At 66.7% G+C, this 22,973-nt stretch carries 21 protein-coding genes and 1 pseudogene; 9 read left to right on the top strand and 13 right to left on the bottom strand.

Features of this window, described 5'->3' with window-relative positions; all coding sequences use genetic code 11:
• Positions 1 to 235: 235 nt before the first annotated feature.
• The 5 genes and pseudogenes from LWE61_RS14045 to LWE61_RS14025 all read right to left on the bottom strand — a co-directional run.
• Positions 236 to 1,051, bottom strand: a complete 816-nt coding sequence (locus LWE61_RS14045; protein WP_234151224.1) for a GIN domain-containing protein — start codon at positions 1,049 to 1,051, stop codon at positions 236 to 238.
• 16 nt (positions 1,052 to 1,067) lie between these two features.
• Complete coding sequence (locus LWE61_RS14040; protein ID WP_234151222.1) at positions 1,068 to 1,598, bottom strand: CarD family transcriptional regulator; 531 nt, start codon at positions 1,596 to 1,598, stop codon at positions 1,068 to 1,070.
• 251 nt (positions 1,599 to 1,849) lie between these two features.
• On the bottom strand, positions 1,850 to 2,185 hold the full coding sequence (gene fdxA / locus LWE61_RS14035) for a ferredoxin FdxA (RefSeq protein WP_234151220.1): 336 nt from the start codon (positions 2,183 to 2,185) through the stop codon (positions 1,850 to 1,852).
• A gap of 75 nt (positions 2,186 to 2,260) precedes the next feature.
• Positions 2,261 to 2,617 carry an RNA-binding S4 domain-containing protein gene (locus LWE61_RS14030; protein WP_267961736.1) on the bottom strand — a complete coding sequence of 119 codons (357 nt, stop codon included), beginning with the start codon at positions 2,615 to 2,617 and terminating at the stop codon, positions 2,261 to 2,263.
• A gap of 667 nt (positions 2,618 to 3,284) precedes the next feature.
• Positions 3,285 to 5,876 (bottom strand): annotated as a pseudogene (locus LWE61_RS14025) (helicase-related protein); the annotation flags it as partial.
• Between the two features lie 244 nt (positions 5,877 to 6,120).
• Between LWE61_RS14025 and LWE61_RS14020 the strand changes: the two are divergent.
• The 3 genes from LWE61_RS14020 (at position 6,121) to LWE61_RS14010 (ending at position 8,523) form a co-directional block, all read left to right on the top strand.
• On the top strand, positions 6,121 to 7,662 hold the full coding sequence (locus LWE61_RS14020; RefSeq protein WP_234151218.1) for a peptidoglycan DD-metalloendopeptidase family protein: 1,542 nt from the start codon (positions 6,121 to 6,123) through the stop codon (positions 7,660 to 7,662).
• A gap of 94 nt (positions 7,663 to 7,756) precedes the next feature.
• A complete protein-coding gene (locus LWE61_RS14015; protein WP_234151212.1) occupies positions 7,757 to 8,152 on the top strand; it encodes a SpoIIAA family protein in 396 nt (131 codons plus the stop codon).
• Positions 8,149 to 8,523 (top strand): hypothetical protein, encoded by a 375-nt coding sequence (locus LWE61_RS14010; protein ID WP_234151211.1) that lies wholly within the window; start codon positions 8,149 to 8,151, stop codon positions 8,521 to 8,523. The genes LWE61_RS14015 and LWE61_RS14010 overlap by 4 nt, the downstream gene beginning before the upstream one ends.
• Before the next feature lie 39 nt (positions 8,524 to 8,562).
• Here the strand turns inward: LWE61_RS14010 and LWE61_RS14005 are convergent, their stop codons facing one another.
• Both LWE61_RS14005 and LWE61_RS14000 read right to left on the bottom strand, forming a co-directional pair.
• Positions 8,563 to 9,936, bottom strand: coding sequence for a glutamate--cysteine ligase (locus LWE61_RS14005; RefSeq protein ID WP_234151210.1), 1,374 nt, complete (start codon positions 9,934 to 9,936; stop codon positions 8,563 to 8,565).
• Between the two features lie 87 nt (positions 9,937 to 10,023).
• Positions 10,024 to 10,770 carry a 16S rRNA (uracil(1498)-N(3))-methyltransferase gene (locus tag LWE61_RS14000; protein ID WP_234151208.1) on the bottom strand — a complete coding sequence of 249 codons (747 nt, stop codon included), beginning with the start codon at positions 10,768 to 10,770 and terminating at the stop codon, positions 10,024 to 10,026.
• A 180-nt stretch (positions 10,771 to 10,950) separates the two neighbouring features.
• Between LWE61_RS14000 and ubiA the strand changes: the two genes are divergently transcribed.
• From ubiA to LWE61_RS13975, 5 genes are all read left to right on the top strand, one after another.
• On the top strand, positions 10,951 to 11,904 hold the full coding sequence (gene ubiA / locus LWE61_RS13995; RefSeq protein WP_234151204.1) for a 4-hydroxybenzoate octaprenyltransferase: 954 nt from the start codon (positions 10,951 to 10,953) through the stop codon (positions 11,902 to 11,904).
• A gap of 278 nt (positions 11,905 to 12,182) precedes the next feature.
• The gene (locus LWE61_RS13990; RefSeq protein WP_234151202.1) at positions 12,183 to 12,845 is read left to right on the top strand and encodes a YqaA family protein; all 663 of its coding nucleotides are present in this window, start codon (positions 12,183 to 12,185) and stop codon (positions 12,843 to 12,845) included.
• Positions 12,846 to 12,858: 13 nt separating this feature from the next.
• Positions 12,859 to 14,451: an apolipoprotein N-acyltransferase gene (lnt, locus tag LWE61_RS13985; RefSeq protein ID WP_234151200.1), complete on the top strand. Its 1,593-nt coding sequence runs from the start codon at positions 12,859 to 12,861 to the stop codon at positions 14,449 to 14,451.
• Between the two features lie 75 nt (positions 14,452 to 14,526).
• Positions 14,527 to 15,735, top strand: a complete 1,209-nt coding sequence (gene metK / locus LWE61_RS13980) for a methionine adenosyltransferase (RefSeq protein ID WP_234151198.1) — start codon at positions 14,527 to 14,529, stop codon at positions 15,733 to 15,735.
• Positions 15,736 to 15,924: 189 nt separating this feature from the next.
• On the top strand, positions 15,925 to 16,110 hold the full coding sequence (locus LWE61_RS13975) for a hypothetical protein (RefSeq protein ID WP_234151192.1): 186 nt from the start codon (positions 15,925 to 15,927) through the stop codon (positions 16,108 to 16,110).
• 85 nt (positions 16,111 to 16,195) lie between these two features.
• Here LWE61_RS13975 and LWE61_RS13970 read toward each other — a convergent pair whose 3' ends face one another.
• The 4 genes from LWE61_RS13970 to LWE61_RS13955 all read right to left on the bottom strand — a co-directional run bounded on the left by LWE61_RS13970 (position 16,196) and on the right by LWE61_RS13955 (position 20,436).
• Positions 16,196 to 16,621, bottom strand: coding sequence for a nuclear transport factor 2 family protein (locus LWE61_RS13970; RefSeq protein WP_234151185.1), 426 nt, complete (start codon positions 16,619 to 16,621; stop codon positions 16,196 to 16,198).
• A 140-nt stretch (positions 16,622 to 16,761) separates the two neighbouring features.
• A complete protein-coding gene (locus LWE61_RS13965; RefSeq protein WP_234151183.1) occupies positions 16,762 to 18,057 on the bottom strand; it encodes a methyltransferase family protein in 1,296 nt (431 codons plus the stop codon).
• A 54-nt stretch (positions 18,058 to 18,111) separates the two neighbouring features.
• Positions 18,112 to 18,756 (bottom strand): DUF1345 domain-containing protein, encoded by a 645-nt coding sequence (locus tag LWE61_RS13960; RefSeq protein WP_234151182.1) that lies wholly within the window; start codon positions 18,754 to 18,756, stop codon positions 18,112 to 18,114.
• 462 nt (positions 18,757 to 19,218) lie between these two features.
• Entirely contained in the window at positions 19,219 to 20,436 is a 1,218-nt protein-coding gene (locus LWE61_RS13955) for an argininosuccinate synthase (protein WP_234151180.1), read from the bottom strand.
• Positions 20,437 to 20,705: 269 nt separating this feature from the next.
• Between LWE61_RS13955 and LWE61_RS13950 the strand changes: the two genes are divergently transcribed.
• Complete coding sequence (locus LWE61_RS13950) at positions 20,706 to 21,332, top strand: outer membrane protein (protein WP_234151179.1); 627 nt, start codon at positions 20,706 to 20,708, stop codon at positions 21,330 to 21,332.
• Positions 21,333 to 21,407: 75 nt separating this feature from the next.
• Here the strand turns inward: LWE61_RS13950 and LWE61_RS13945 are convergent, their stop codons facing one another.
• The gene (locus LWE61_RS13945; RefSeq protein WP_234151173.1) at positions 21,408 to 22,163 is read right to left on the bottom strand and encodes a molybdopterin-dependent oxidoreductase; all 756 of its coding nucleotides are present in this window, start codon (positions 22,161 to 22,163) and stop codon (positions 21,408 to 21,410) included.
• Complete coding sequence (locus tag LWE61_RS13940; RefSeq protein WP_234151171.1) at positions 22,160 to 22,951, bottom strand: cytochrome b/b6 domain-containing protein; 792 nt, start codon at positions 22,949 to 22,951, stop codon at positions 22,160 to 22,162. The genes LWE61_RS13945 and LWE61_RS13940 overlap by 4 nt, the downstream gene beginning before the upstream one ends.
• Positions 22,952 to 22,973: the final 22 nt, after the last annotated feature.

Raw genomic sequence — 22,973 nt, 5'->3', positions numbered from 1 at the left:
GTCATTGCTTCGCTGCGTTCGCAATGACGCTGGAAATATGACCCAGAAATATAGGCCAAGGGGAGGGGCGCTTTTGCGTCCGCCCTCCAATGCCATAGATATCCGTCCCCAGACTGGAGACGGGAATGACGTTGTTCCGCCGGGCTATTGGCTATCCTTCACCCAAAGCCTGCAATCGCTCCGGAGCCGTGGAACGGGCCACACCTTCCGCCTCTTTTCGCCGGTCAACCCGCCCCTAATAGTCCGCCCCGCCGCAACGGATGCTGGCGTTGCCGGTCTTGCGCACCACGCACTGGCCCTTGCCCGCGATGGTCACGCGGCCGGTGCCGTTGGAGGTGGCGGTGGTCGTGCCGCTGGCGGTGAGGCGGGCGTCGATGCTGCCTTCCGTGTCGATGCGGATTCGCTGCGCGTCGAGGCCGGTCGCGTCCAGCCGTCCCGAACCGCCGACCGCCGCGACAATCTCTATCGCCTTGCCGGTCAGGATCATCGACCCCGCCCCGATGAGCGCAATGTCGAGCCGGTCGGTCTCGACGCGCGCGATGGTCAGCGTTCCGCTGCCCCGGACCGTCGCCTCCGTCCGTCCGCCTTTCAGCCGGTCGACGGTCAGGCTGCCCGCGCCGTTCAACATCGCGCGCCGCAGGTCGCCGGTGGTGAGCGTCAGGCGGGTCGGTGCGCGGGCCTTGCCGCCGCTGCCGCCCAGAATCACACCGCTGCGCTGGCGGATGGTCAGGATACCGCTCGACGTGTCGAGGGTCAGCGCGTCCAATATCGCGCGGTCGCCGGTGCCGAGGGCGGAGGCGCCCTTGCCGCTGGTCACGACAACCTCGATCGGCGCATCGACGCGCACCGTGTCGAAATCGGTGAGCGTATAGGTCTGCCGCGCCACAGCCGGCGCGGCCAGCGCAGGTTGGGGCAGGAAGGCGGGGCCGGTCGCCACCAGCATCGCCCATGAAAAAGCCGCCGCGATGCGGGTGGCCCGTCCTGTCCCCGATGCTGAACGATCAGCGGTTGCCGGGAGGGGCGGGCGCGCATCGCGGCGGCCGATTGTCATCGCAAGGGGTCCGGGCTTACTCGGCGCGTTCCTTGGCATATTTGGGGGCGGCCTCGTTGAGGATCTCCAGGATCTTCTTGAGCGCGCCCGGCTCGTCCGTCTCTTCCATCGCGGCCAGTTCGCGCGCGAGGCGGCTGGAGGCCGCTTCGAAGATCTGGCGCTCGGAATAGCTCTGCTCCGGCTGATCGTCGGCGCGGAACAGGTCGCGGGTCACTTCGGCAATCGACACCAGGTCGCCGGAATTGATCTTCGCTTCATATTCCTGCGCGCGGCGCGACCACATGGTGCGCTTGACCTTGGGCTTGCCCTTGAGCGTCTCCATCGCCTCTTCCAGCGTCTTGTTGGACGACAGCTTGCGCATGCCGACGCTTTCGGCCTTGTTGGTGGGAACGCGCAGCGTCATACGCTCCTTCTCGAAACGGAGCACATACAGCTCCAGTTCCATTCCCGCGATCTGCTGGCTTTGGAGCTCGATCACGCGGCCTACGCCGTGCTTGGGGTAGACAACATAATCACCGACGTCGAACGACAGCGCCTTGGCAGCCATTTGCAACCTTTCTGTCTATTGGGATGAAGCCATAAGGATAGGGTGCGCTAGAGGGGCACGAACGGCCCGATAGCGCAGCCGTTGGCATCACATCCGAATGAATACTCCGAAATTATGCGCGCGCAGGGCGCACGCCGTATGTCTCTCTTAACAGATTCGTCACAAAAAAACCAGCGTTTCGGCGATAATGCACCAAAACGCTGGTCGATGGCCGTTCCCATGTCGGGACGGCGGCGCAATTGCGGCCGGGATCAGCCCTCGCCGGGCGCGGGGGAGAAATATTTCTCCAGCTTGCCCTCGACGCTTTTCATCTCGTCGGCGTCGGCGGGCGCTTCGCCCTTGACGGTGATGTTGGGCCATTCGGCGGAATATTTGGCGTTGAGTTCCAGCCAGGTTTCCAGGCCGTTCTCCGTGTCGGGCAGGATCGCCTCGGCCGGACATTCCGGTTCGCACACGCCGCAGTCGATGCACTCGCTGGGGTTGATGACCAGCATGTTCTCGCCTTCATAGAAGCAATCGACCGGGCACACTTCCACGCAGTCCATATATTTGCAGCGTATGCATGCATCGGTCACGACATAGGTCATCAGATCGGCCTTATATTCCCGTATGTGATCGCGCCATTATGCCCGACCCGCGCCAGCGTCAATAATGATTGGCTTTCAGGGCTGAAAGCCGAGGTTAGGGTCGCCCGTCTCGATCATTTCATAGAGGGTTTGCGCTTCCGCGAACGGACCGCGCCGCACCGGCAGTTCGACGATGCGGATCACCCGCACGTCCGGCCCGATGGGCAGGGTGAGGAGGTCGCCGCGTCGCACCGGCACATGGGCGCGTTCCACCCGGCGGCCGTTGAGGCGGACGATGCCGCGCTCCGCCAGCGCCTGCGCCGCGCCGCGATTGCCCGCGAGGCGCGCGAACCACAGGAAACGGTCGATGCGCTGCGACGGCACCTGCGTGGTGCCGGACGCCGCCCTGCCCGTTTCGTTGTCGGTCCCCGCGCCCCGATGGGGCCTAGCCATCGCGTTTCAGAAGGTCGGCGAGGCCGGACAGGGCCTTGGACGTCGCGCTGCCCACCGGAACCGGCTGGCGCTGCTCGCGCCGTTCGCCACCGGCCCGGTCGGGACGATCACCGCGATCCTGCCGCCGTGGCGGACCGTCGCGACGCTGGCCGTCACGATTTTGCCCCTCGCGATTCTGTCCTTCGCGATTCTGGCCACTCCGTTCCTGCGGGCGGTCGCCCTCACCGCGCGGGCCGCCCCGGTCGCCTTCGCGGTTCGGGCGGGAGGCGCGCTTGGCGCGATCGCCCGGCTGGGCCTGTTCGCCGTCGCGGCCCTGCTGGCCCTCGCGACGTTGGCCGCCATGGCGCTGGGGCCGGCGGTCGCCGCGCGGAGGGCGGGCCTTGGGACGGCCACGGAAGACCCAGTTGGTGCCGGTCGGAACCTCTTCGGGCGCGGGCGCGTCAGCGGCGACACCTTCGTCCGTCGCCGGGGTTTCGGCGGTCGGTGTGTCCGTGGTTTCGCCGTCGGCGGGGGGGGCGTCGGCAAGGGCTTCGGTCGCAACGGCTTGGGTGGTGACGATGACCGGTTCGACGGCGACCTCTTCCGCGACGGGTTCGTCGGCGGCGGGGGCGACATCGTCCGTTGCGGCGACGTCACCGGCGGGCGCGACGTCGGTTTGCGCTTCCGGCGTTACCGCTTCCGGCGTGTTGGCGTCCGTATCCGTATCCGTATCCGTATCCGGCGTGGCGTCGCTGTCCTGCGGCGCGGCTTCGTCCGACGGGGCAGGGGCCTGTGCCGCCGTGTCCGCCGATGCGTCGACCGGGGCAGCCGCAGGAGTGACTGGGAGCGGTTGCGGCGTGATCGGGCGGAAGCCCGCCTGCCGCATCAGGTCGGCAAAGCCCTCCGGCGACAGGCCGATGGAAACGACATGCGGTTCGGTCGCATGATAGGGGCGATTGGCGGCAATCGCCTCATGCCCCACCCGCGCGACGCGCTCGGCAATGTCGATGCGCAGCCACAGGTTGGCAAAGCGGCGGAAGCCCGCGATGGTCGCGCCTGCCGGATCGGGGGCGGCGTCGCCCTCCGCCTGCAACAGCACCGCGCCCGCCTGCGGCAGGGGCACCAGCGGCTTGTTGGCGCGCAGCATCAGCAGCACCATGCGCCACAGCGCCGCGCCCGGCTTCATCAGGCCGGGGTGATAGAGGTCGAGGACGCCGATCACCACGCCCGACTTGCGAAGCTGGCCCCGGTCGGTCTTCTCCACCGCGCCCAGCGCATCGTCCAGCGCGGCCCGGTCCGCGACGCCGCCCGCATCGGTGAGCTGCGCCAGGACGGCGCGCACCTGCGCGGGGACGGCCGGATCCTGCGACCCCGCATCCATTTTTTGCAGGGCCGGGATGTGGCGGGCGAATTGCGCGTCCATCCACGCCTCCACCCGCGCCTTGACGGCATTTTGCAGGTCGGTGGGCAGGGCGGCGAGGCCCGCGTCCATCTGAACATCGGGCGCCAGCAGCCGCTGACCCCGCTTCAGTGTCGCCAGCGTCACATCTTCCCACTGTATCGTAGGCTCCGTCCCCGGCTCCGCATGGAGGCGTATTGCCCCATCGCTCGCCGTCAGGATCGCTTGCGCCCTCTCCGTCAACACCTTGCCCAGTCTCCGTTCCGCTGCCGCCAGCAACATTCGCTTCTGGACCGCGCGGGCTTGCGGGTCGACGATAAAGCGAAAGCCCTTGAGGCGGCCAATAGTCTGCCCGTCGACCGTTACAGTGCCGGAGGGGTCCACGTCCACCGGCAACAGCGATGCATCGCGCCCAATATCGCGCAAGAGGATGGAGGTGCGTTTATCGACGAACCGCTGCGTCAAAGCGCCATGCAGAGCGTCGGACAGCTTTTCCTCCAGCGCCACGGTGCGTGCGGCCATCTCCACCGGGTTGGCGAGCCAGTCCGACCGCTGCGAGACATAGGCCCATGTCCGCACCGACGAAATGCGATCCGCCAGCGTCTCCACATCGCCCTGCACATTGTCGAGTCGCGCGATCTGCCCGGCGAACCATTCATGCGGGATATGGCCGCTGCCCTGGCTGATATATTGCCAGATGGTCAGCACGAGCCGGGCATGATGCTCCGTCCCCGACTTGCGGAAATCAGGCAGGGAGCAGGCGTCCCACAATCGCCGCACCTGCGCGGGGTGGCGGACGCGGGCGATGACTTCGGGATTGTCGGCCAGCGCCTTCAGCACGGCGAGGTCGGTCGCCTGCGGCGCGGGGCGCAGCCGGTCGTGGGCGGGGTGGCGTTCCAGCGCGTGGATCAGCGCGGCGATATTGTCCATCGGTGGGTCGCCCTCCCGCCAGAAGAATTTCTCGACCGGATCGAAGCGATGCTCCTCGATCCGCTCAATCTCCTCCGGCGTGAACAGGGGGCGGGCGTCCGCCGCACCGATCCCGCCGAACGTGCCGTCCTTCTGGTGCCGCCCCGCGCGCCCGGCAATCTGCGCCATCTCCGCCACGGTCAGACGCCGTTGCCGCCGCCCGTCGAATTTGGAGAGGGAGGCGAAGGCGACATGGTCCACATCCATGTTCAGGCCCATGCCGATGGCGTCGGTGGCGACCAGATAATCGACCTCGCCCGCCTGGAACATCGCGACCTGCGCGTTGCGGGTGCGGGGGGAGAGCGCGCCCATCACCACCGCCGCGCCGCCGCGAAAGCGGCGCAGCATCTCCGCCACGGCATAGACCTCCTCCGACGAGAAGGCGACGATGACGGATCGCTTGGGCAGGCGCGACAGCTTGTGCATGCCCGCATAGCGCAGGGTGGAGAAGCGGGGGCGGCCGATCACCTCCACCTCCGGCACCAGGTCGCGGATCGTGTGCGCGACGCTGGCGGAGCCGAGCAGCATCGTCTCGTCCCGCCCGCGCGCATGCAGCATCCGGTCGGTGAAGATATGGCCCCGCTCCGGGTCAGCCGCGAGCTGCACCTCGTCCAGCGCGACGAAGGCGAAATCCTTCAGGCTGCCCGCACCGCCGGTCGGCATGGATTCGGCGGTGGTCAGGAACCAGCGCGCGTCCGGCGGGACGATCCGTTCCTCCCCGGTGATAAGGGCGACCTGCGCCGGGCCCTTGATGGCGACCACCCGGTCATAGACCTCCCGCGCCAGCAGGCGCAGCGGGAAGCCCATGAGGCCGCTGGAATGGGCGCACATCCGCTCGATGGCGAGGTGGGTCTTGCCCGTATTGGTGGGGCCAAGCACGGCCGTGACCGTGGCGCGCGACGTGAAGGGCATGATAGGCAAGTGATGGCGCAAGGGCGGGGCGGGCGCAAGCGATCCTTGGCCGGTGGCTGATCGACATCAGGCCAATGGCGAGGGTTCCCGCGGTCCGTCTGGTCCCGGCCACCATTCGTCGTGCCGGGACATGGTAAGCGATCTGTTAAATTGACTTTAACCGGGCTGGTTTACAGACATTCGCGCAAGTCCGGCATCGCACGACATGCCGGACATGGAAAGACCTGCGGGGGTCGTTGCCCAAGTGTTTCAGAAGTCGGATTTCGGTATCGGTCAGGTGGATGGCGCAGGGTCGGTGGCCCTTGATGCGTTCGTCCGTCCTGCGCGTGCGCCACATAAGCTCCCGCACAAGCCCGCGCAAAAGCCGACATGGCGTGAGGCGATTTCCGACTGGGCGCATCGCGTCGACCTGACCCCCGACCTCGGCCGCGCGCCGTTCAGCCGGACGTGGTGGCGGGGCCTGGCGACCTGCACGACGTTGTGCACCACCGTCCTCCTCGCCGCACCGGGTTTCGACCCGCTGCCCGGCCACAGCCGCGCGCCGCTCAGCGAAGTGCAGTTCGACCAGCTTCGCTCGCAGATGATCACACCGCTCGCGCTGGGCGCGGACACCGGCGGGCGCATGGGGCCGACCGATGCGGTCGCCGCGCTGACCCATACGCCGGAGCGCCCGACGATCAGCCTCGACGCGGTGATCGGCGTCGGTGACAGTTTCGGGCGGATGCTCCAGCGCGCCGGCGTCAGCGGGCGGGATGCCTCCGCCGTCCTCGGCCTCGTCGGCAATGCGGTCGATCCCGACAGCATCCAGCCAGGCACGCGGGTCGGCGTGACGCTGGGCCGCCGCGCCAGCCGCGCGATGCCGCGCCCGCTCGACGCCCTGTCGGTGCGCGCCCGGCTCGACCTCGCGCTCGAAATCCGGCGGGAGAATGGCGCGCTGTCCATCCGCGAGCTTCCCATTGCGGTGGATGACACGCCGCTGCGCATCCGGGGCCGGGTGGGGGGCAGCCTCTATGCGTCGGCCCGTGCGGCGGGCGCCGATCCCTCGACCATCCAGGCCTATCTGAAGGTGTTGGCGCAGCAGACATCGGTGGAAACCGGCGTGGCGTCCGACGACCGGTTCGACATTGTCGTCGCCCATCGCCGCGCCGCGACGGGGGAGACGGAGACGGGCAAGCTGTTGTTCGCCGGTCTGGACCGGGCCAGCGGCAAGGCGCTCAACATGCTGCGCTGGACCATTCAGGGGCAGGACCAGTGGTTCGAGGCATCGGGCGTCGGTCAGCGTCGCGGCATGATGGCGGCGCCGGTCGCGGGCCGCATGACCTCCTCCTTCGGCATGCGCTACCATCCCATCCTCGGCTATTCGCGCATGCATGCGGGCGTCGATTTCGGCGCGGCATGGGGGTCGCCCATCTATGCCGCCACGTCGGGCCGCGTCGCCTTCGCCGGTCGCCATGGCGGCCATGGCAATTATGTGCGGCTGGACCATGGCAGCGGGATCGGCACCGGCTATGGCCATATGAGCCGCATCGCCGCCCATGTCGGCGACTATGTGCGGCAGGGGCAGGTGATTGGCTATGTCGGGTCCACAGGCCTGTCCACCGGCCCGCATCTCCATTATGAGGTGTATCGCGGCGGCGTGCCCATCAATCCGCTGTCGGTGAAATTCGCCCAGACGTCCCAGCTTTCGGGGCAGGCGCTGGCCGCGTTCAAGGCGAAGCTGGCGGCGCTCAAGGGCCTGCCGGTCGGCCTGCCAACCGCCGCCTTCGCCTCGGCGCAAATGCGATAAGCCGCTGGGGCCGCAAACCAATCTGAAACTCTTGGATACCTAGGGTGTTCGCACATGGCCCACGGGTTAGCGGCGCCGCAACAAGAGAGAGTGAATGATTTCAGTCAGCTATGACGAGCCGAGCGGTATCGTCTGCACTGTGGCCAACGGGCTGGCCTCCGTCGAGGATTTCAACGCTTATGCGCCGCGCTGCGTAGATTTTTTGGCGCGCAGCCGCGCCCGGCACGGACGGTCCCTGCATCTGGTCGACGCGCAGGACAATCCCATCCAGACGCGCGACGCCTTCGACCATATGGCGGATGCGTCCAGGGGGCTGATCGGTGAGGATGATCGCTGCGCCGTGGTGCTCCATTCGGCGCTCGCCCGGATGCAGATCGACCGGATGCCGGACAGCTTCACCCGGAAATTCTTCAACGACCGGGCGTCGGCGCAGGCCTGGCTGCTGTTGCAGGTGGCGACTGTGGGTGCGGGCGTGGGTGCGGGCGCATGACCGGCTATTCGGTATCGTTCGACGCCGCGCGGGGAATCGTCCTGTGCCGTATTTCGCCCTCTTTTCGCGACGAGCAACTGCCCGCGCTCAGCCGGGAGCTGGGGCCGCTGGTCGACAGCGCGCGGGCGGCGGGGCCGTTGCGCGCCTTGTGGGACAATCGTGCGGGGCGTGTCCTCGCCCCGGCGACCGCCGCGGCGGTGCGGGCCATCTTCGTGGGGGCCGGGGCGCCGCAGGATCGCATCGCCGTGGTCGTCGCGGACAGCATGGCCAAGGCGCGGGCGCGGCCCAGCATGGACGCGACCAGCCAGTTGTTCGCCTCCGAAAATGCGGCGCTGACATGGCTCAGCGTCGGTGGTGCGGCCGCCGCCTGAGTCGCCCCCGGCCTGGTCCCTATCGGCAGGCGATGGGAATCAGAAGCTTTCCTCGGCATAGACACGGCTGACGTCGCCGCTCCATTCGCCATGATAGCGGTCGAGCATCTGCTCGGCATGGGTCTTGCCCTTCGCCACCACATCGTCCAGCGGGGCGAGATAGCCCGCCTCGCTGTTGCCCGCCCCGTCCAGCCGCGCACGGTTGGTCAGGCCCATGCGCGCGATGTCCAGCACCTCGCCCGCGATGGCGCGCAATTGCCGCCCGCCGCCGATGGGGGCGTCGAGGCCCAGCCTGGGCACGGAATCGCGCAGCACCTGCCGTTCCTCCATCGACCAGCCCTTCACCACGTCCCACGCCGCATCCAGCGCCGCATCGTCATAGAGCAGGCCGACCCACAGCGCGGGCAGCGCGCAAATCTGGCCATGGCGTCCGCCGTCCGCGCCGCGCATTTCGAGGAAGCTCTTCATCCGCACTTCCGGGAAGGCGGTGGAGAGATGATCCTCCCAGTCGCTCAGGCGCGGTTTCTCGCCCGGCAGCACCGACAGCTTGCCGTCGAGGAAATCGCGGAAGCTGTGGCCCGCCGCGTCGATATATTTGCCGTCGCGGAAGACGAAATACATCGGCACGTCCAGCGCATAGTCGGCGTAGCGTTCATAGCCGAAGCCATCCTCGAACACGAAGGGCAGCATGCCCGTGCGCGCGGGGTCGGTGTCCGACCAGATATGGCTGCGATAGGAGAGGAATCCGTTAGGCTTGCCTTCCGTAAAGGGCGAGTTGGCGAACAGCGCGGTCGCCAGCGGTTGCAGGGCCAGCGAGGTGCGGAACATCTTGGCCATCCGCGCCTCCGACGAATAGTCGAGGTTGACCTGGATGGTGCAGGTGCGCAGCATCATGTCGAGGCCCATGGTGCCGACGCGCGGCATGTGGCGCAGCATGATGTCGTACCGGCCCTTGGGCATGATCGGCAGTTCTTCGCGGGTCTTGTCCGGCCACATGCCCAGGCCCAGGAAGCCGAGGCCGAGATGGTCGCCGACATATTTCACCTGTTCCAGGTGCCGTGCCGTTTCCGCGCAGGTCTGGTGCAGATTGTCGAGCGGCGCGCCCGACAGTTCGAGCTGACCCGCAGGCTCCAGGCTGATCGTGCCATCGCTGCCGGACAGGGCGATGATATTCTCGCCCTCATACACCGGTTCCCAGCCATAGCGGGTCATGCCGATCAGCAGCGTGTGGATGCCGCTCTTCTCTTCATAGGGGGGCGCGCGACGATCGCCCTTGGCATAGACGAACTTCTCATGCTCCGTGCCGATCTTCCAGCGGTCGGCGGGCTTTTCCCCGTTTTCGAAGACGGAGATCAGCTGGTCGCGGCGCTCGATGATCGGGTCGTCGCTGCCCGATTCTTTCCTCGTACTCATGCGCGATCCCTGTTCGTCATACCGGTGAAGCGGCACGCCATAATCCGGGTGCGCCCATCGAGCAAATTGATTTCATTACGCAACGGATTATTGCCAGTCGCCATTGGCGGCCATCCAGCAGGCGGTGGCCGCGATCGCCGCCGTTTCGGCGCGCAGGATACGCGGGCCGAGGCTGATCGGCACCGCGCCGTCGCACGCCCGGATGGCGGCCCGTTCCTCGTCGGTGAAGCCGCCTTCCGGGCCGACCAGCAGAGCCGCCGGGCCGCGATGCGCGGCAAAGGCGTCCGCCATGGGCGTGCCGCCCTGTTCGTCGGCAAAAAAGAGGTGGCGGCCGGGCGTCCATCCCGACAGCAATTTGGGCAGCGGCACCATGTCCGACAGGGTGGGCAGTCCGGTGCGGCCGCATTGCTCCGCCGCCTCCACCATCTGCGCGCGAAGGCGGTCGGCGTTCAGCTTGTCCACCACGGCGCGGCGGGTCAGCACGGGCTGGATTTCCGCGACGCCCAATTCGCAGGCCTTTTCGACGACAAGGTCGATGCGCCCCTTCTTGATCGGTGCGACGCACAGGCGGAAATCGGGGACATGCTCCAGCGGCTTTGTTTGTACCTCGCAGGTCAGGATCAGGTCGCGCTTGCGGATCGACCCTGCGCGCGCGGCCCATTCGCCCGACTGCCCGTCGAACAGCAGCACCGCGTCGCCATCCGCCATCCGCATGACGGACAGGAGGTAATGGGCGGCATTGCCGTCCACGGGCACGGCGACGCCCTCGGCCAGCGGGCCGGGAACATGGAGGCGCGGCGCACTGCGCGGGGGCCAGGCGGGAGTGGCGGGCATCCCCGCCGACTAGCGCAGGGTGGGGGAGGGCCGCAAGGGTGGCGTGGGGTGGAGTGATGACGGGGGTGGTGAGGGAGCGGTTAGGGGCGGGCTATCCTCGACCTGATGCGGGGTGATGCCGGAACCCCTCTCTGTCCACCTATCCTAGACTCATCCCGCCACCGCTTTAAAGAAGGGCGGATGACGCCCACCCCTCCATCCTCTCATGACCCATTTCCCCATGGCCCATCCTCCCATGACATTGTCCCCGACAGCGAGGCCCGCGGCCTTGTCGCCCGCTTGCCGGCGTTGCCGCGCAATCTTGCCCTGCTGGCCCGGTTCGACCGGCCGATCGGCTGGTGGCTGCTGTTCTGGCCGGGGGCTTGGGCGATTGCGCTGTCGGGCAAGGCGTGGGTCCGCTGGGACATGCTGCTGTGGTTCCTGGCCGGCAGCATTGCGATGCGGGGCGCGGGGTGTGTGTTCAACGACATCGTGGACCGCGACATCGACCGGCAGGTCGCCCGCACCGCCAGCCGTCCACTGGCCAGCGGCGCGGTCAGCGTGCGGACGGCGTGGGTGTGGCTGGTGTCGCTGTGTCTGATCGGCCTGATCGTGCTGCTCCAGTTGCGCTGGCAGGCGCAACTGGTGGCGCTGGGCAGTCTGGCGCTGGTCGCGGCCTATCCCTTCATGAAGCGAATCACCGGATTTCCGCAGGCATGGCTCGGCCTCGTCTTCTCCTGGGCCGCGCCGGTGGCGTGGGTGGAGATGGCGGGCGGCAGCATGACGCTGGCGGGCGCGCTGCTCTATGCCGGGGCGATCCTGTGGGTCGTCGGCTATGACACCATCTATGCGTTGCAGGACCGGGAGGATGACGCGCTGGTCGGCATCGGGTCGAGCGCGCTGACGCTGGGCGGGCATGTCCGCGCCGGGGTGACGGGATTCTATGCCGGCGCGATCCTGCTGTGGACGGCGGCTTTCTGGGCCGTGGTGCCGCATGGGCTGGCGCTGCTGGCGCTCGTACCGATGGCGACGCATCTGCTGTGGCAGGTGGCGACGTTGCGGGAGGATGGGGCGGACCCGCTCGTCAAGTTCCGCTCCAACCGGTTCGCCGGACTGCTGATGTTCGCGGCCTGCGTGGCGGTGGGCGGGGTCTGAGGCTGCTCGGACACTGACGGTGTGCAGCGGCCCGCTGCCGACATGGACGGGGAGAAGGCATCCGGTCGCGCTGTTCAGGCTGGGCGCGTGACTCGCTTGAATGTCGAAGGGCTGTTTTTCTAAGGGGGGCGCGACGTTGGGAGAAAATATGGCCGTTGGGCTTCGTCCGCCCTTCGGGTCGACAGGCTCAGGGCGAACTGGCTGGGAACTCCCACAATTCATCCATCCTATCAATCCGCTGGCGACACGATCCCAAACCCGCTAAAGCCCGCCGCGACATGCTGAACCGCCTCTATCAATGGACGCTGGCCAAGGCCGCCCATCGCCATGCAGAGGTATGGCTGTTCGTCATATCCTTCATGGAATCGAGCTTTTTCCCCATCCCGCCGCATCCGCTGCTGGGGCTGATGTGCCTGGCGCGGCCAAAGCAGGCGCTGCGCTATGGCTTCATCTGCACGGCGGCGTCGGTGCTGGGCGGCCTGCTGGGCTATGCCATCGGCCATTTCCTGTTCGCGACGGTGGGGCAGTCGCTGCTCGACGCGCTGGGACTGGCCAAGAGCTTCCCGGTCGCCGCCTGCTACCTGCGCGAATTCGGGGCGGAGATCATCCTCATCAAAGGCGCGACGCCCATCCCGTTCAAGCTCATCACCATCACGGCGGGCTTCATCGGCCTGCCGCTCTTCACCTTCCTGTGGGCCAGCATCCTGTCGCGCGGTTTCCAGTTCATGCTGGTGGGTGTGCTGTTCTGGAAATTCGGCGCGCCGATCAAGGCGTTTCTGGAGAAATATCTGGTGTGGGTCAGCGGCGCCTTTCTGGTGCTGGTCGTCGGCGGCTTCATCGCCGCGGGCCTGCTGACCGGCGGGCAGAAGCCGAGCGATGCGTGCAGCGCCGCCGCTCCTGCCGCCGCCGCCCCATCTGCCGCCACCGCGCCCGCGCGATAGGGGAGGGACGGGCATGACGAGCGCACGTCTGCCCGCATGGGTCGAGGGACGGCCCTTCCCGATCATGCTGGTCGCGGGTGCGCTGTCCGCCACGGGTTTCGCGCCGCTGGGGCTATGGCCGGTCACTTTGCTGTCGCTGGCGCTGCTGCTCGCTCTGCTGGACCGGGCGCGGACGGGGCGGAAGGCGTTCGCGCTCGGCTATGCCTATGGGCTGGGGCAGTTCGTCGTCGGCCTCAACTGGATCGCCTACAGCTTCACCTTTCAGGACGCGATGCCGCACTGGTTCGGCTATCTGGGCGTCGTCCTGCTCAGCGTCTATCTTGCCGTCTATCCGGCGGCGGCGACGCTGCTGGCGTGGCGCTGTGCACGGGGTGCGGGGCCGCGCGGCGGGGGTGCGATGGCGCTGACGCTGGTGCTGGCGGGCGGATGGGCGCTGACCGAATATTTGCGTGCGACCCTGTTCACCGGTTTTGCGTGGAATCCGCTGGGCGTGATTTGGCTGGGCACGGGCGTCGACCATATGGCGCGGCTGATCGGCACCTATGGGCTGGCGACCGTCGCGATCATGGCGGGCGGCGCGCTGTGGATGTTCCTGCGCGGGCAGCGCAAGCTGGCGCTGCTGTTCGCGCTGAAGCTGCTGGCCGTGGTGGCGCTGGGCTGGCTGCACAGCCACTGGACGCGGCCCGGCCCGGCAGCGCAGCCCGTCATGGTCCAGGTCGTCCAGCCCAACATCCCGCAGGACGAGAAATATGATCCGCTGGCGGAGAGCCGCAATTTCCTGAAGCTGGCGAAGCTCAGCGGCGCGCCGTCGCCCACGCCGCGCCTGCTGTTCTGGCCGGAGGCGGCGATTTCCGCGCTGCTGGACATGGAGCCGGACTGGCGCGCACGCCTTGCCGCGCTGCTGGGACCGGGCGACGTGCTGATGACCGGCGGCGACAAATTTTATTTCCGCAAGACGACCTCCGCCTTCTACGCGCAGGGCGACCTGATGGGCGCGAACAACAGCCTGTGGGTGCTGACGCCGGAAGGACGCATCGCGGGCCGGTACGACAAGGCGCATCTGGTGCCCTATGGCGAATATCTGCCGATGCGGCCGTTGCTGTCCGCCATCGGCCTGTCGCGGCTGGTGCCGGGTGATGTGGATTTCTGGCCCGGTCCCGGTCCGCGCACGCTGGCGCTGCCCGCCGGGGCATCGGGCGGGCGGACGCGCCTCCCGCTCAAGATGGGCGTGCAGATCTGCTATGAGATCATCTTCTCCGGCCAAGTGGTGGAGCGGGCTAACAGGCCCGACTTCCTGTTCAACCCGTCCAACGACGCCTGGTTCGGCCGTTGGGGACCGCCGCAGCATCTGGCGCAGGCGCGGCTGCGCGCGGTGGAGGAGGCGATGCCGGTCATCCGCTCCACCCCCACCGGCATTTCCGCGATCATCGACGCATCGGGCCGGGTGACGGCGGCCATGGGACCGCATCAGGCGTCCGCGCTGCAAACCGTCCTGCCGCCCGCCGCCCCGGCCACGCTCTTTGCCCGTTTCGGCAATATGCTTCCCATGATTTTGGCTTTGGCTCTCATCGTCAGCGGCGTTGCCTTGGCGCGGGTCAGGCGTTAAGGCGCACATAAGGAATTCTTTATATGGATGCGGTTCCCCTTGCCGTATCCCTGAAGGAAAGGCGTTAAATACCCCATGCGTAGCAGCTATCTCTTCACGTCCGAGTCCGTGTCCGAAGGGCACCCCGACAAGGTTTCGGACCAGATTTCCGATGCCATCGTCGACCTGTTCCTGTCCAAGGATCCCGAAGCGCGCATCGCCTGCGAGACGCTGACCACGACTCAGCTGGTCGTTCTGGCGGGCGAGATCCGTTGCAAGGGCGTGTATGAGAATGGCGAATGGGCGCCGGGCGCGCTGGAAGAGATTGAGAAGACGGTGCGCGGCGTCGTCAAGAAGATCGGCTATGAGCAGGAGGGCTTCCACTGGGAGACGCTGCGGTTCGAGAACAACCTGCACGGCCAGTCCGCGCATATCGCGCAGGGCGTCGATGCGTCCGGCAACAAGGACGAGGGCGCCGGCGATCAGGGCATCATGTTCGGCTATGCCTGCGACGAGACGCCCGACCTGATGCCAGCGACGCTGGATTACAGCCACAAGATACTGGAGCGTATGGCCGCCGACCGCCACAGCGGCGCCGCGCCCTTCCTGGAGCCGGACGCCAAGAGCCAGGTCACGCTGCGCTTTGAACATGGCAAGCCGGTCGCCGCGACCGCCATCGTCGTCTCCACCCAACATGCCAAGGGCTATGACGAGGGGGAGAAGGAAGCCGAGCTGAAGAGCTATGTGAAGAAGATCATCGGCGAGACGTTGCCCGCGGGCCTGCTCTCCGACGAGACCGTCTATCACATCAACCCGACCGGCAGCTTCGAGATCGGCGGCCCGGATGGCGACGCCGGCCTGACCGGCCGCAAGATCATCGTGGACACCTATGGCGGCGCATCGCCGCATGGCGGCGGCGCGTTCAGCGGCAAGGATCCGACGAAGGTCGATCGTTCGGCGGCCTACATCACCCGCTACCTTGCCAAGAATGTCGTCGCGGCGGGCCTCGCCACGCGCTGCACCATCCAGATCGCCTATGCCATCGGCGTCTCCGCGCCGCTGTCGCTCTATGTCGACACGCATGGCACCGGCACGGTCGGCGACGACCGGATCGAGACAGCGATCCAGTCCATCGCCAAGCTGGGCGGCCTGACCCCGCGCGGTATCCGCACGCATCTGGGCCTCAACAAGCCCATCTATGCGCGCACCGCCGCCTATGGTCATTTCGGTCGCAAGGCGGAGGGCGACTTCTTCCCCTGGGAGAAGACCGACCTGGCGGACGACCTGAAGGCCGCGCTGGCCTGACCTCCGATACGGCGGCATATGTAATCCGCCAGTCATGATGCGGCCATGTGGCCGGCGTTAGAGAATGAAGCCCTGATCCTCATTTCAGCCCCTATTCAGGCTGGAAAGAGGATCAGGGCTTTGTCATTGTGACGCAGCCGTTTTCACCGGGCGCGCTGCCCCGGTGCGGCTGGAAGCAGGAGAGAAGAGATGAGCCGGATCGCGACTGCCTTTGCCGCCCTCGCCCTGATGACCGTCGGCGCGGCCCCCGCGCTCGCCGCGCCGCCGTGCAAGGATGCGAAGGGCAAGTTCACCAAATGCCCCGAAAAGCCCAAGCCGGTCGTCAAGAAGGCGCCGTGCAAGGACGCCAAGGGCAAATTCATCAAGTGCACGTGAGCGGGCGGGCGGGTAATCCTGCCTGACTGACGAAATGTCTCCTCCGCCATCCTGATCCTGTCGGGATGGCGGAAAGGGGCCAAGCCTACATGTCCGGATTGTGGATGGTGTAGAGCATCTTCACCCGGCGGTGGGCAAAGCGCCAGCCATCGGACGTCCGTACGAAACGGTCGATATAGGTGCCTTCCTCGATGATCGTGCCGCGGCGGCTGACGAAGAAATAGGTCCACCCCTCCGCACTGTCCGCGCCCGTCATCTCGATGCGGCAGGTGGTGATCTGGTGGCGCGACCCGTGCAGGTTGACGTCGGGCCGGGTGCCGGACGCGATGCTGGTCAGTTCGCGCAGGATCGCGGCGCGACCCTCCAGCGCCTGATGCGTGATCTGGAGCACGCCATCCTCCGCGAACAGCCCCGTGAACTCCACGATGCGCCCCCGGTCCGCCATATTATTGTAGCAGGCGATGAGGTGGCGGATCTGATCGCGCGCCACGGCCATGTCATGATCGGTCATGCGCCCTATCCCCCACCTGTTGATGTATTGCGTTTCCGGGCCAGCGGATGAGTCCATCCGCTTCGCAAACGCTCTAGCCGTGGCGCGGCATCGCTGTCGAGGGCCGGGCTGTGGAGGGCCGGTCGGGAGGGCGCTTCAGCTCATTCGGACGGGACGACCTGCGCGTGCATCCGGGGGCGGCTCCCCGCCAGCCCGGTCAGTAGGCGGGTGATCGGCGCGTGCCGTACCGCCCAGTCCGAATAGGCGCGATAGTCCGGGTCGTCGGACAGATGCTTTTCCTCCGTCCGGGCGCGCCAGTAATAGATGGCGCTGACCACGCCCATCAGCAGCGTGTTGCGCACCGCTGTCGCCGGGCTGTCCGTCGTGACGAGGAAGGGCATGATCGACAGCCACCAGAACAGGTTCTTGGACAAATAAGCCGGGTGGCGCGTCAGCCGATAGGGACCATGGGTCAATATGCCGCGATGGGTCAGGTTGGAAAAGCGCAGGCCGAACGCCACCGTCGCCCAGGCATAGACGCCGGTCAGCAGCGCCAGCAATCCGCCCCACGCCCACAGCAGCCCGTCATGCCCCGCCAGCCAATAGGCCCAGTCGCGCGTGCCGTCCTGATAGTTGAGCGGCCCGCCCGTGCCCATCATGGCGAAGGGCGGGTAGCAGATCAGCGCCGCCACCCATCCCTCCAGATGGGGCGTCGCGGAGCGGATATGCGCGTCGAGCGGGCGGAAGGTCAGAACATAGCCGACCGTCGCAAAGGCCACGTCGATGGTGAAGAGCAGCGCGATTAGGAAGGAGGCGAAATTGACCGGGTGGCCGATGATGTCGGCGTCACGCCAGTGGATCATCTCCGCGAAATTGCCCGGCACCACGGCCAGCATGAAGGCGAGGAAGAAGGCCTTCACGCCCCAGGCGCGGGCATGGGCGGCGACGGCTCCGGGGGCGGGCCTGTCCGCCCCGTTCAATATCCACAGCCCCGCCGCATGGGCGCCGTCGCGCGGCTGCACCAGATAGCGGTCGAGCCACAGCACATAGGGGATGGACAGGGCGACCAGCCAGGGCGCGAGCGTGCCGAGCAGGTTCATCACATAGGGGTACGGACCCTGCCAATACCAGTTCAGCGCCATATAGGCGAAGGCGATGAGACCCCATGTCGCCCACAGGCCCAGCAGCTTGACCGCGCTCGTCTCGATCGTCTCGCGCCATGGCCGGGCATTGGACCAGTCGATGCCGGTGCTGGGTCGCCGGTGCACCTTGTCGACCAGCAGCGACCATAGCACCATCGGCACGCCGCAGGCGATGACGGCGCAGATGCCCGCGCTCGGTCCGTCCATGCCATAATGGCGCGCGACGAGAACCCAGGCGGCCAGCCCGGCGAGACCGGCAAGGCCGACCCCCGTGCTGACGGCGGAGGCGGGACGGGATGTAGGAGAGTCCACCATGTCGCCGTCCTAGCGCGCAATGGTTAAAGTCCCGTCATGCCGGGAGCGCCACCGCTATCCCGCGCCCAGCACATTGATGGTGAAAGCGATGATGCCGAGGTTGAAGACGAAGGCGGCGAGGCAATGGACCGTCACCGCCTTGCGCACAGGCCGCGCTTCGATCTCCACGTCGGATGTCTGGAAAGTCATGCCCAGCGTGAAGGCGAAATAGCAGAAGTCGGTATAGTCCGGCTTGCCCGTCCCCGGAAAGGCGATGCCGCCGCGATCCCGCCCGCTCGCGTCGCCGCGGTAATAGAGAAAGGCATAGTGCAGCGCATAGACCATGTTGGAAAAGGTCCATGCGATGGCCAGCGTGCCGAGGATCAGCGCCATGCTCGCCATGGACGGCGCGCCCTGCCGCTGCGCCAGTTCGGCGGCGACCACGACCAGCAGCACGACCATCACGACTCCGGTGATGAGCAGCATGACGACCCGGTTGGCGTCATTGGCGCGCGCATGCGCCCGCATCCGCGCCTCGTCATGGCGCAGCAGCGGGATGGTGCTGAGGAGAAAGGCGGCGGCGGCGATGTCGAACCCCGCCATCACCGCCCTATGCGCGGGCAGGATCGCCGCCAGCGGCAGCACGCTCAGGCAGAGCGCGAGGAACAGCAGGAACCGCCAGGGGAGGAAGCGGGGCGTGGGGGAGGGCGTATCGGGCATGACGCGACTGTGGGGCAAATCGGGCGGGTTGCAACGGGTTTCGGGTGGAAGGGGCGCGAACGGATGTGGGAGGGCAGACGAGATTTGGGTATTGCGCTTCACCCTCGGCAAGCTCTTAACATTCTCGTCACCCCGGACCTGATCGGCAAGTATCCCCCTTGACCATGTAGGTAGAAATACCGTTCGTCCTGAGCTTGTCGAAGGGCTGGTCTTCTTTTGTGGTACCGCGCTTCACGGATAGTACAGCCGTTGGGCTTCGCCCGCCCTTCGGGTCGACAAGCTCAGGGCGAACGGAAGGGGCTACATGCTCCTGAGGGACAATGGCTGACGTGATCCGGGATGACGGGGCGGGTCCATCCGCTCTCCATTCTTGCCCCACCACCGCACGACGCAAAAACAAAGGGCGCCCCCTCCCATCGGAAGAGGCGCCCCTCGCACTATCCCGTCCTTACCGGAGCGCGATCAGCGGTCCCGGCGGCCCAGCAGCCGCAGGCGCAGCGCCTGGAGCTTGATGAAGCCCGCCGCGTCGCGCTGGTCATAGGCGCCCGCGTCGTCCTCGAACGTCACGACCTTCTCGCTGTACAACGAATTGGGCGACTTGCGGCCGGTCACGATCACGCTGCCCTTGTACAGCTTGAGGCGGACGGTGCCGGACACCTTCGTCTGGCTATGGTCGATGGCGGCCTGCAGCATCTCGCGCTCCGGCGAGAACCAGAAGCCGTTGTAGATGAGTTCGGCATAGCGCGGGGCCAGCTCGTCCTTCAGGTGCGCCGCGCCGCGATCCAGCGTAATCTGCTCGATACCGCGATGGGCGAGCTGATAGATGGTGCCGCCCGGTGTCTCATACATGCCGCGCGACTTCATGCCGACGAAGCGGTTCTCGACGAGGTCGAGGCGGCCGATGCCATGGCGGCGGCCATAGTCGTTGAGGGTTTCGAGCAATGTGGCGGGCGACATGGCCACGCCATTGATCGCCACGCCGTCGCCGCGCTCAAAGTCGATGGTGATGACTTCGGGCGTGTCGGGCGCGTCCTCCGGGTTCACCGTGCGCGAATAGACATAGTCCGGCACCTCGTCCCACGGATCTTCCAGCACCTTACCCTCGGAGGAGGTGTGCAGCATGTTCGCGTCGGTGGAGAAGGGGCTTTCGCCGCGCTTGTCCTTGGGCACGGGAATCTGGTGCTTTTCGGCGAACTCGATCAGCGCGGTGCGGCTGGTCAGATCCCACTCGCGCCACGGCGCGATCACCTTGATGTCCGGCTGGAGCGCATAATAGCCCAGCTCGAACCGCACCTGATCGTTGCCCTTGCCGGTCGCGCCATGGGATACGGCGTCCGCGCCGACCATCTTGGCGATCTCGATCTGGCGCTTGGCGATCAGCGGCCGCGCGATGGAGGTGCCGAGGAGATAGAGGCCCTCGTACAGCGCGTTCGACCGCATCATCGGGAACACATAGTCCCGCACGAATTCTTCGCGCAGGTCGTCGATGAAGATATGCTCGTCCTTGACGCCCATCAGCTTGGCCTTGGCGCGGGCCGGCTCCAGTTCCTCGCCCTGGCCGAGGTCGGCGGTGAAGGTCACGACCTCGCACTTATACTCCTGCTGGAGCCATTTCAGGATGACGCTGGTGTCGAGGCCGCCGGAATAGGCGAGGACGACGCGCTTGATGGGTTCGGACATGCGGCAGTCTCTTTTGCTGACAGGGTCTATTAGCGCGCGCCGCTAACAGGAGGGGCGACGAAGCGCAACCGGGATCGGTAGCCGGATCGGCGGGGGGAGGGGCATCGCGGGCGGATCGCGCGCCTGCATGGGGATGGCCTGCCTCCGTTCAACCCCCTGTTGCGGCATTGCAACATCGGCTGGCCGCAGCGGCGAACCGTGCAACCGACTGACTCCTCATGCTTTTCAACCGTTCCCCCGATGGGGGGCAAGAAAGCAGGAGTCTATTTATGCGGTATCTCTTTTCCCTGGCGTTCGCGGGCGGTCTGATCGCGGCGGCGACACCCGCCCTGGCGCAGGAAACGGCGCCCTTTACCGGTCCTCATATCGAGGCGCTGGCGGGTTACGACAATCTGTCCGGCGGCGACGATGGCGTCGACGACTCGGTCGATGGCCTGCAATATGGCATCGGCGCGGGCTATGACTTCCAGTTCGGCGGCGTGATCGCGGGCATCGAGGGCGAATTCGCCGGTTCGACCACCAAGGCGCGCGGGCGGGACATTTTCGCCCCCGGTGACGGTGCGGAACTGCGCGCCGGGCGTGACCTCTATGTCGGTGGCCGCATCGGCGTGGCGGCGACGCCCTCCACCCTGATCTACCTCAAGGGCGGCTACACCAACACCCGGCTCAACCTGCGCGCCTATGACGCCAACGGCTATTTCGAGACGGGCAACAATCTCGACGGTTACCGCGTCGGCGCGGGCATCGAGCAGAAGTTCAACCTGTTCGGTCCCAGCGGCTTCGTGAAGGCGGAATATCGCTATTCCAACTATTCGAACCTCAACATTGGCCGCTTCAACGCCGATGTGGACATCGACCGGCATCAGGTCGTGGCGGGCGTGGGCGTCCGTTTCTGATCTGACCGATCAGTGGCGGGCCGGGGTTATCCTCGGCCCGCCACCCCCTTGCGGTGAGGGCGTTCGCGCGCGCTTTCAGATTCCCGCATAATGTTCATATACCGCGACATCCTCCCAATAGCCGCCCTTGCCGCCATGGATGTTGCCAAGGCTCTCGACCGCCTGAATCCGCATCAGATATTTGGCCTGTTTATAACCCAGTTGCCGCTCCACCCGCAGGCGCAGCGGTGCGCCATTGGGCACGGACAGCAACCGGTCGTTGAGCGCGAAGGCGAGGATCGTCTGCGGGTGGAAGGCGTCGATCAGGTCGATGCTCTCATAATAGGGACGGGTCGCGGTCATCCGGTCCGCGCAGTGAAAGACGATATAGCGCGCCCGGTCGCTCAGCCGCGCCGCGTGCAGGATGGTGGCGAGCGGCACGCCGCGCCACTGGCCGATCGCGCTCCACCCCTCGACGCAATCATGGCGGGTGATCTGGGTGCGATGCGGCATGGAGCGCAACTGGTTGAGGGTGAGCGACAGCGGCCGCCCGACCAGCCCGTCGACCTGCAACCGCCAGTCCGCAAAGCCGCCGCGCCACAGGGCGCGATATTCGTCCGTGGCGGGATCGTGCGTACCATTGGCGCGGAAGATGGGGGACAGTTGGTCCGCGCGAAATTCCGGGGCCAGGGCGTTGCGATCGCCGAGCGCGCGCTGGCTCCATTTGTGGAAATTCTCGGCGGAGAAGAGGATTTCGCGGACATCCGCCGTGTCGGCCAGCCGGTCGCACCCCGCCAGCATGGACGCGGCGAGGCTGCCGATCAGCGCGCGGCGGGAGAGGAGGAGACTCATGGCCGCTCCCCGCCCCTCTTCGCGCCCGTCTTTGCACCGGGCAGCCGATACCAGCCGGTTATCATCGACCGTATCTCGTTGAACGGCCCGGCGACGATAACCATGACGATATGCACGACAAAAAAGGCGACGAGCGTCCAGGCGAGGATGAAGTGGATCGACCGCGCCGACTGCCGCCCGCCGAACAGGTCGGTCAGCCAGGGCAGCACCGCGTTCATCCCCGGCGACATCGTCAGGCCGGTCAGGATCATCAGCGGCAACAGCATGAAGATCACGCCGATATAGCTGGCCTTTTGCAGGACATTATAGCGCCGCGCCGCCGCGCCCGTGGGAAAGCGCAGCCGCGCATGGCCCCTGATCTCCCGCCAGACATGACGGGGTTTCAACTCGCCCCTGCGAAAGGCGAGGTCGCGGGCGATGTGACGGTTCAGCAGGCTCCACAGCATATAGGCCAGCAGCGAGAAGCCCAGCACCAGCGCAAAGCTGAGGTGCCAGCGGCGCGACAGGGCGAGGCTGTAATGGGCGGGCAGGGTGAGCCAGCCCGAAAAACGGCCCGGTTCCAGCCATGCCGGATCGAAGTTCGCGCCATATTCCCCCCAATAGAGTCGGGGATGCGCGTTGAAGATGCCCAGCCCGCTGGTGAACAGCACATAGAGGGTGACGGCGTTGAGCCAGTGCCACAGCCGCGTCGACAGCCGGTGGCGACGGACCAGCAGGCCGTCCTCGCTCACCGGTTCAGGCACCGGTTGGGGCGGGATGGGTTCGGGGGAAGAGGGGGTGTCCGCCATGGCCACAGGCTACAGCATTTGC

Origin of the sequence: Sphingobium sufflavum (assembly GCF_021403115.1) — a bacterium.
GTDB lineage: Bacteria > Pseudomonadota > Alphaproteobacteria > Sphingomonadales > Sphingomonadaceae > Sphingobium > Sphingobium sufflavum.
The sequence above is the reverse complement of the archived record's forward strand: the minus strand, read 5'-3'. Positions and strand labels throughout refer to the sequence as shown.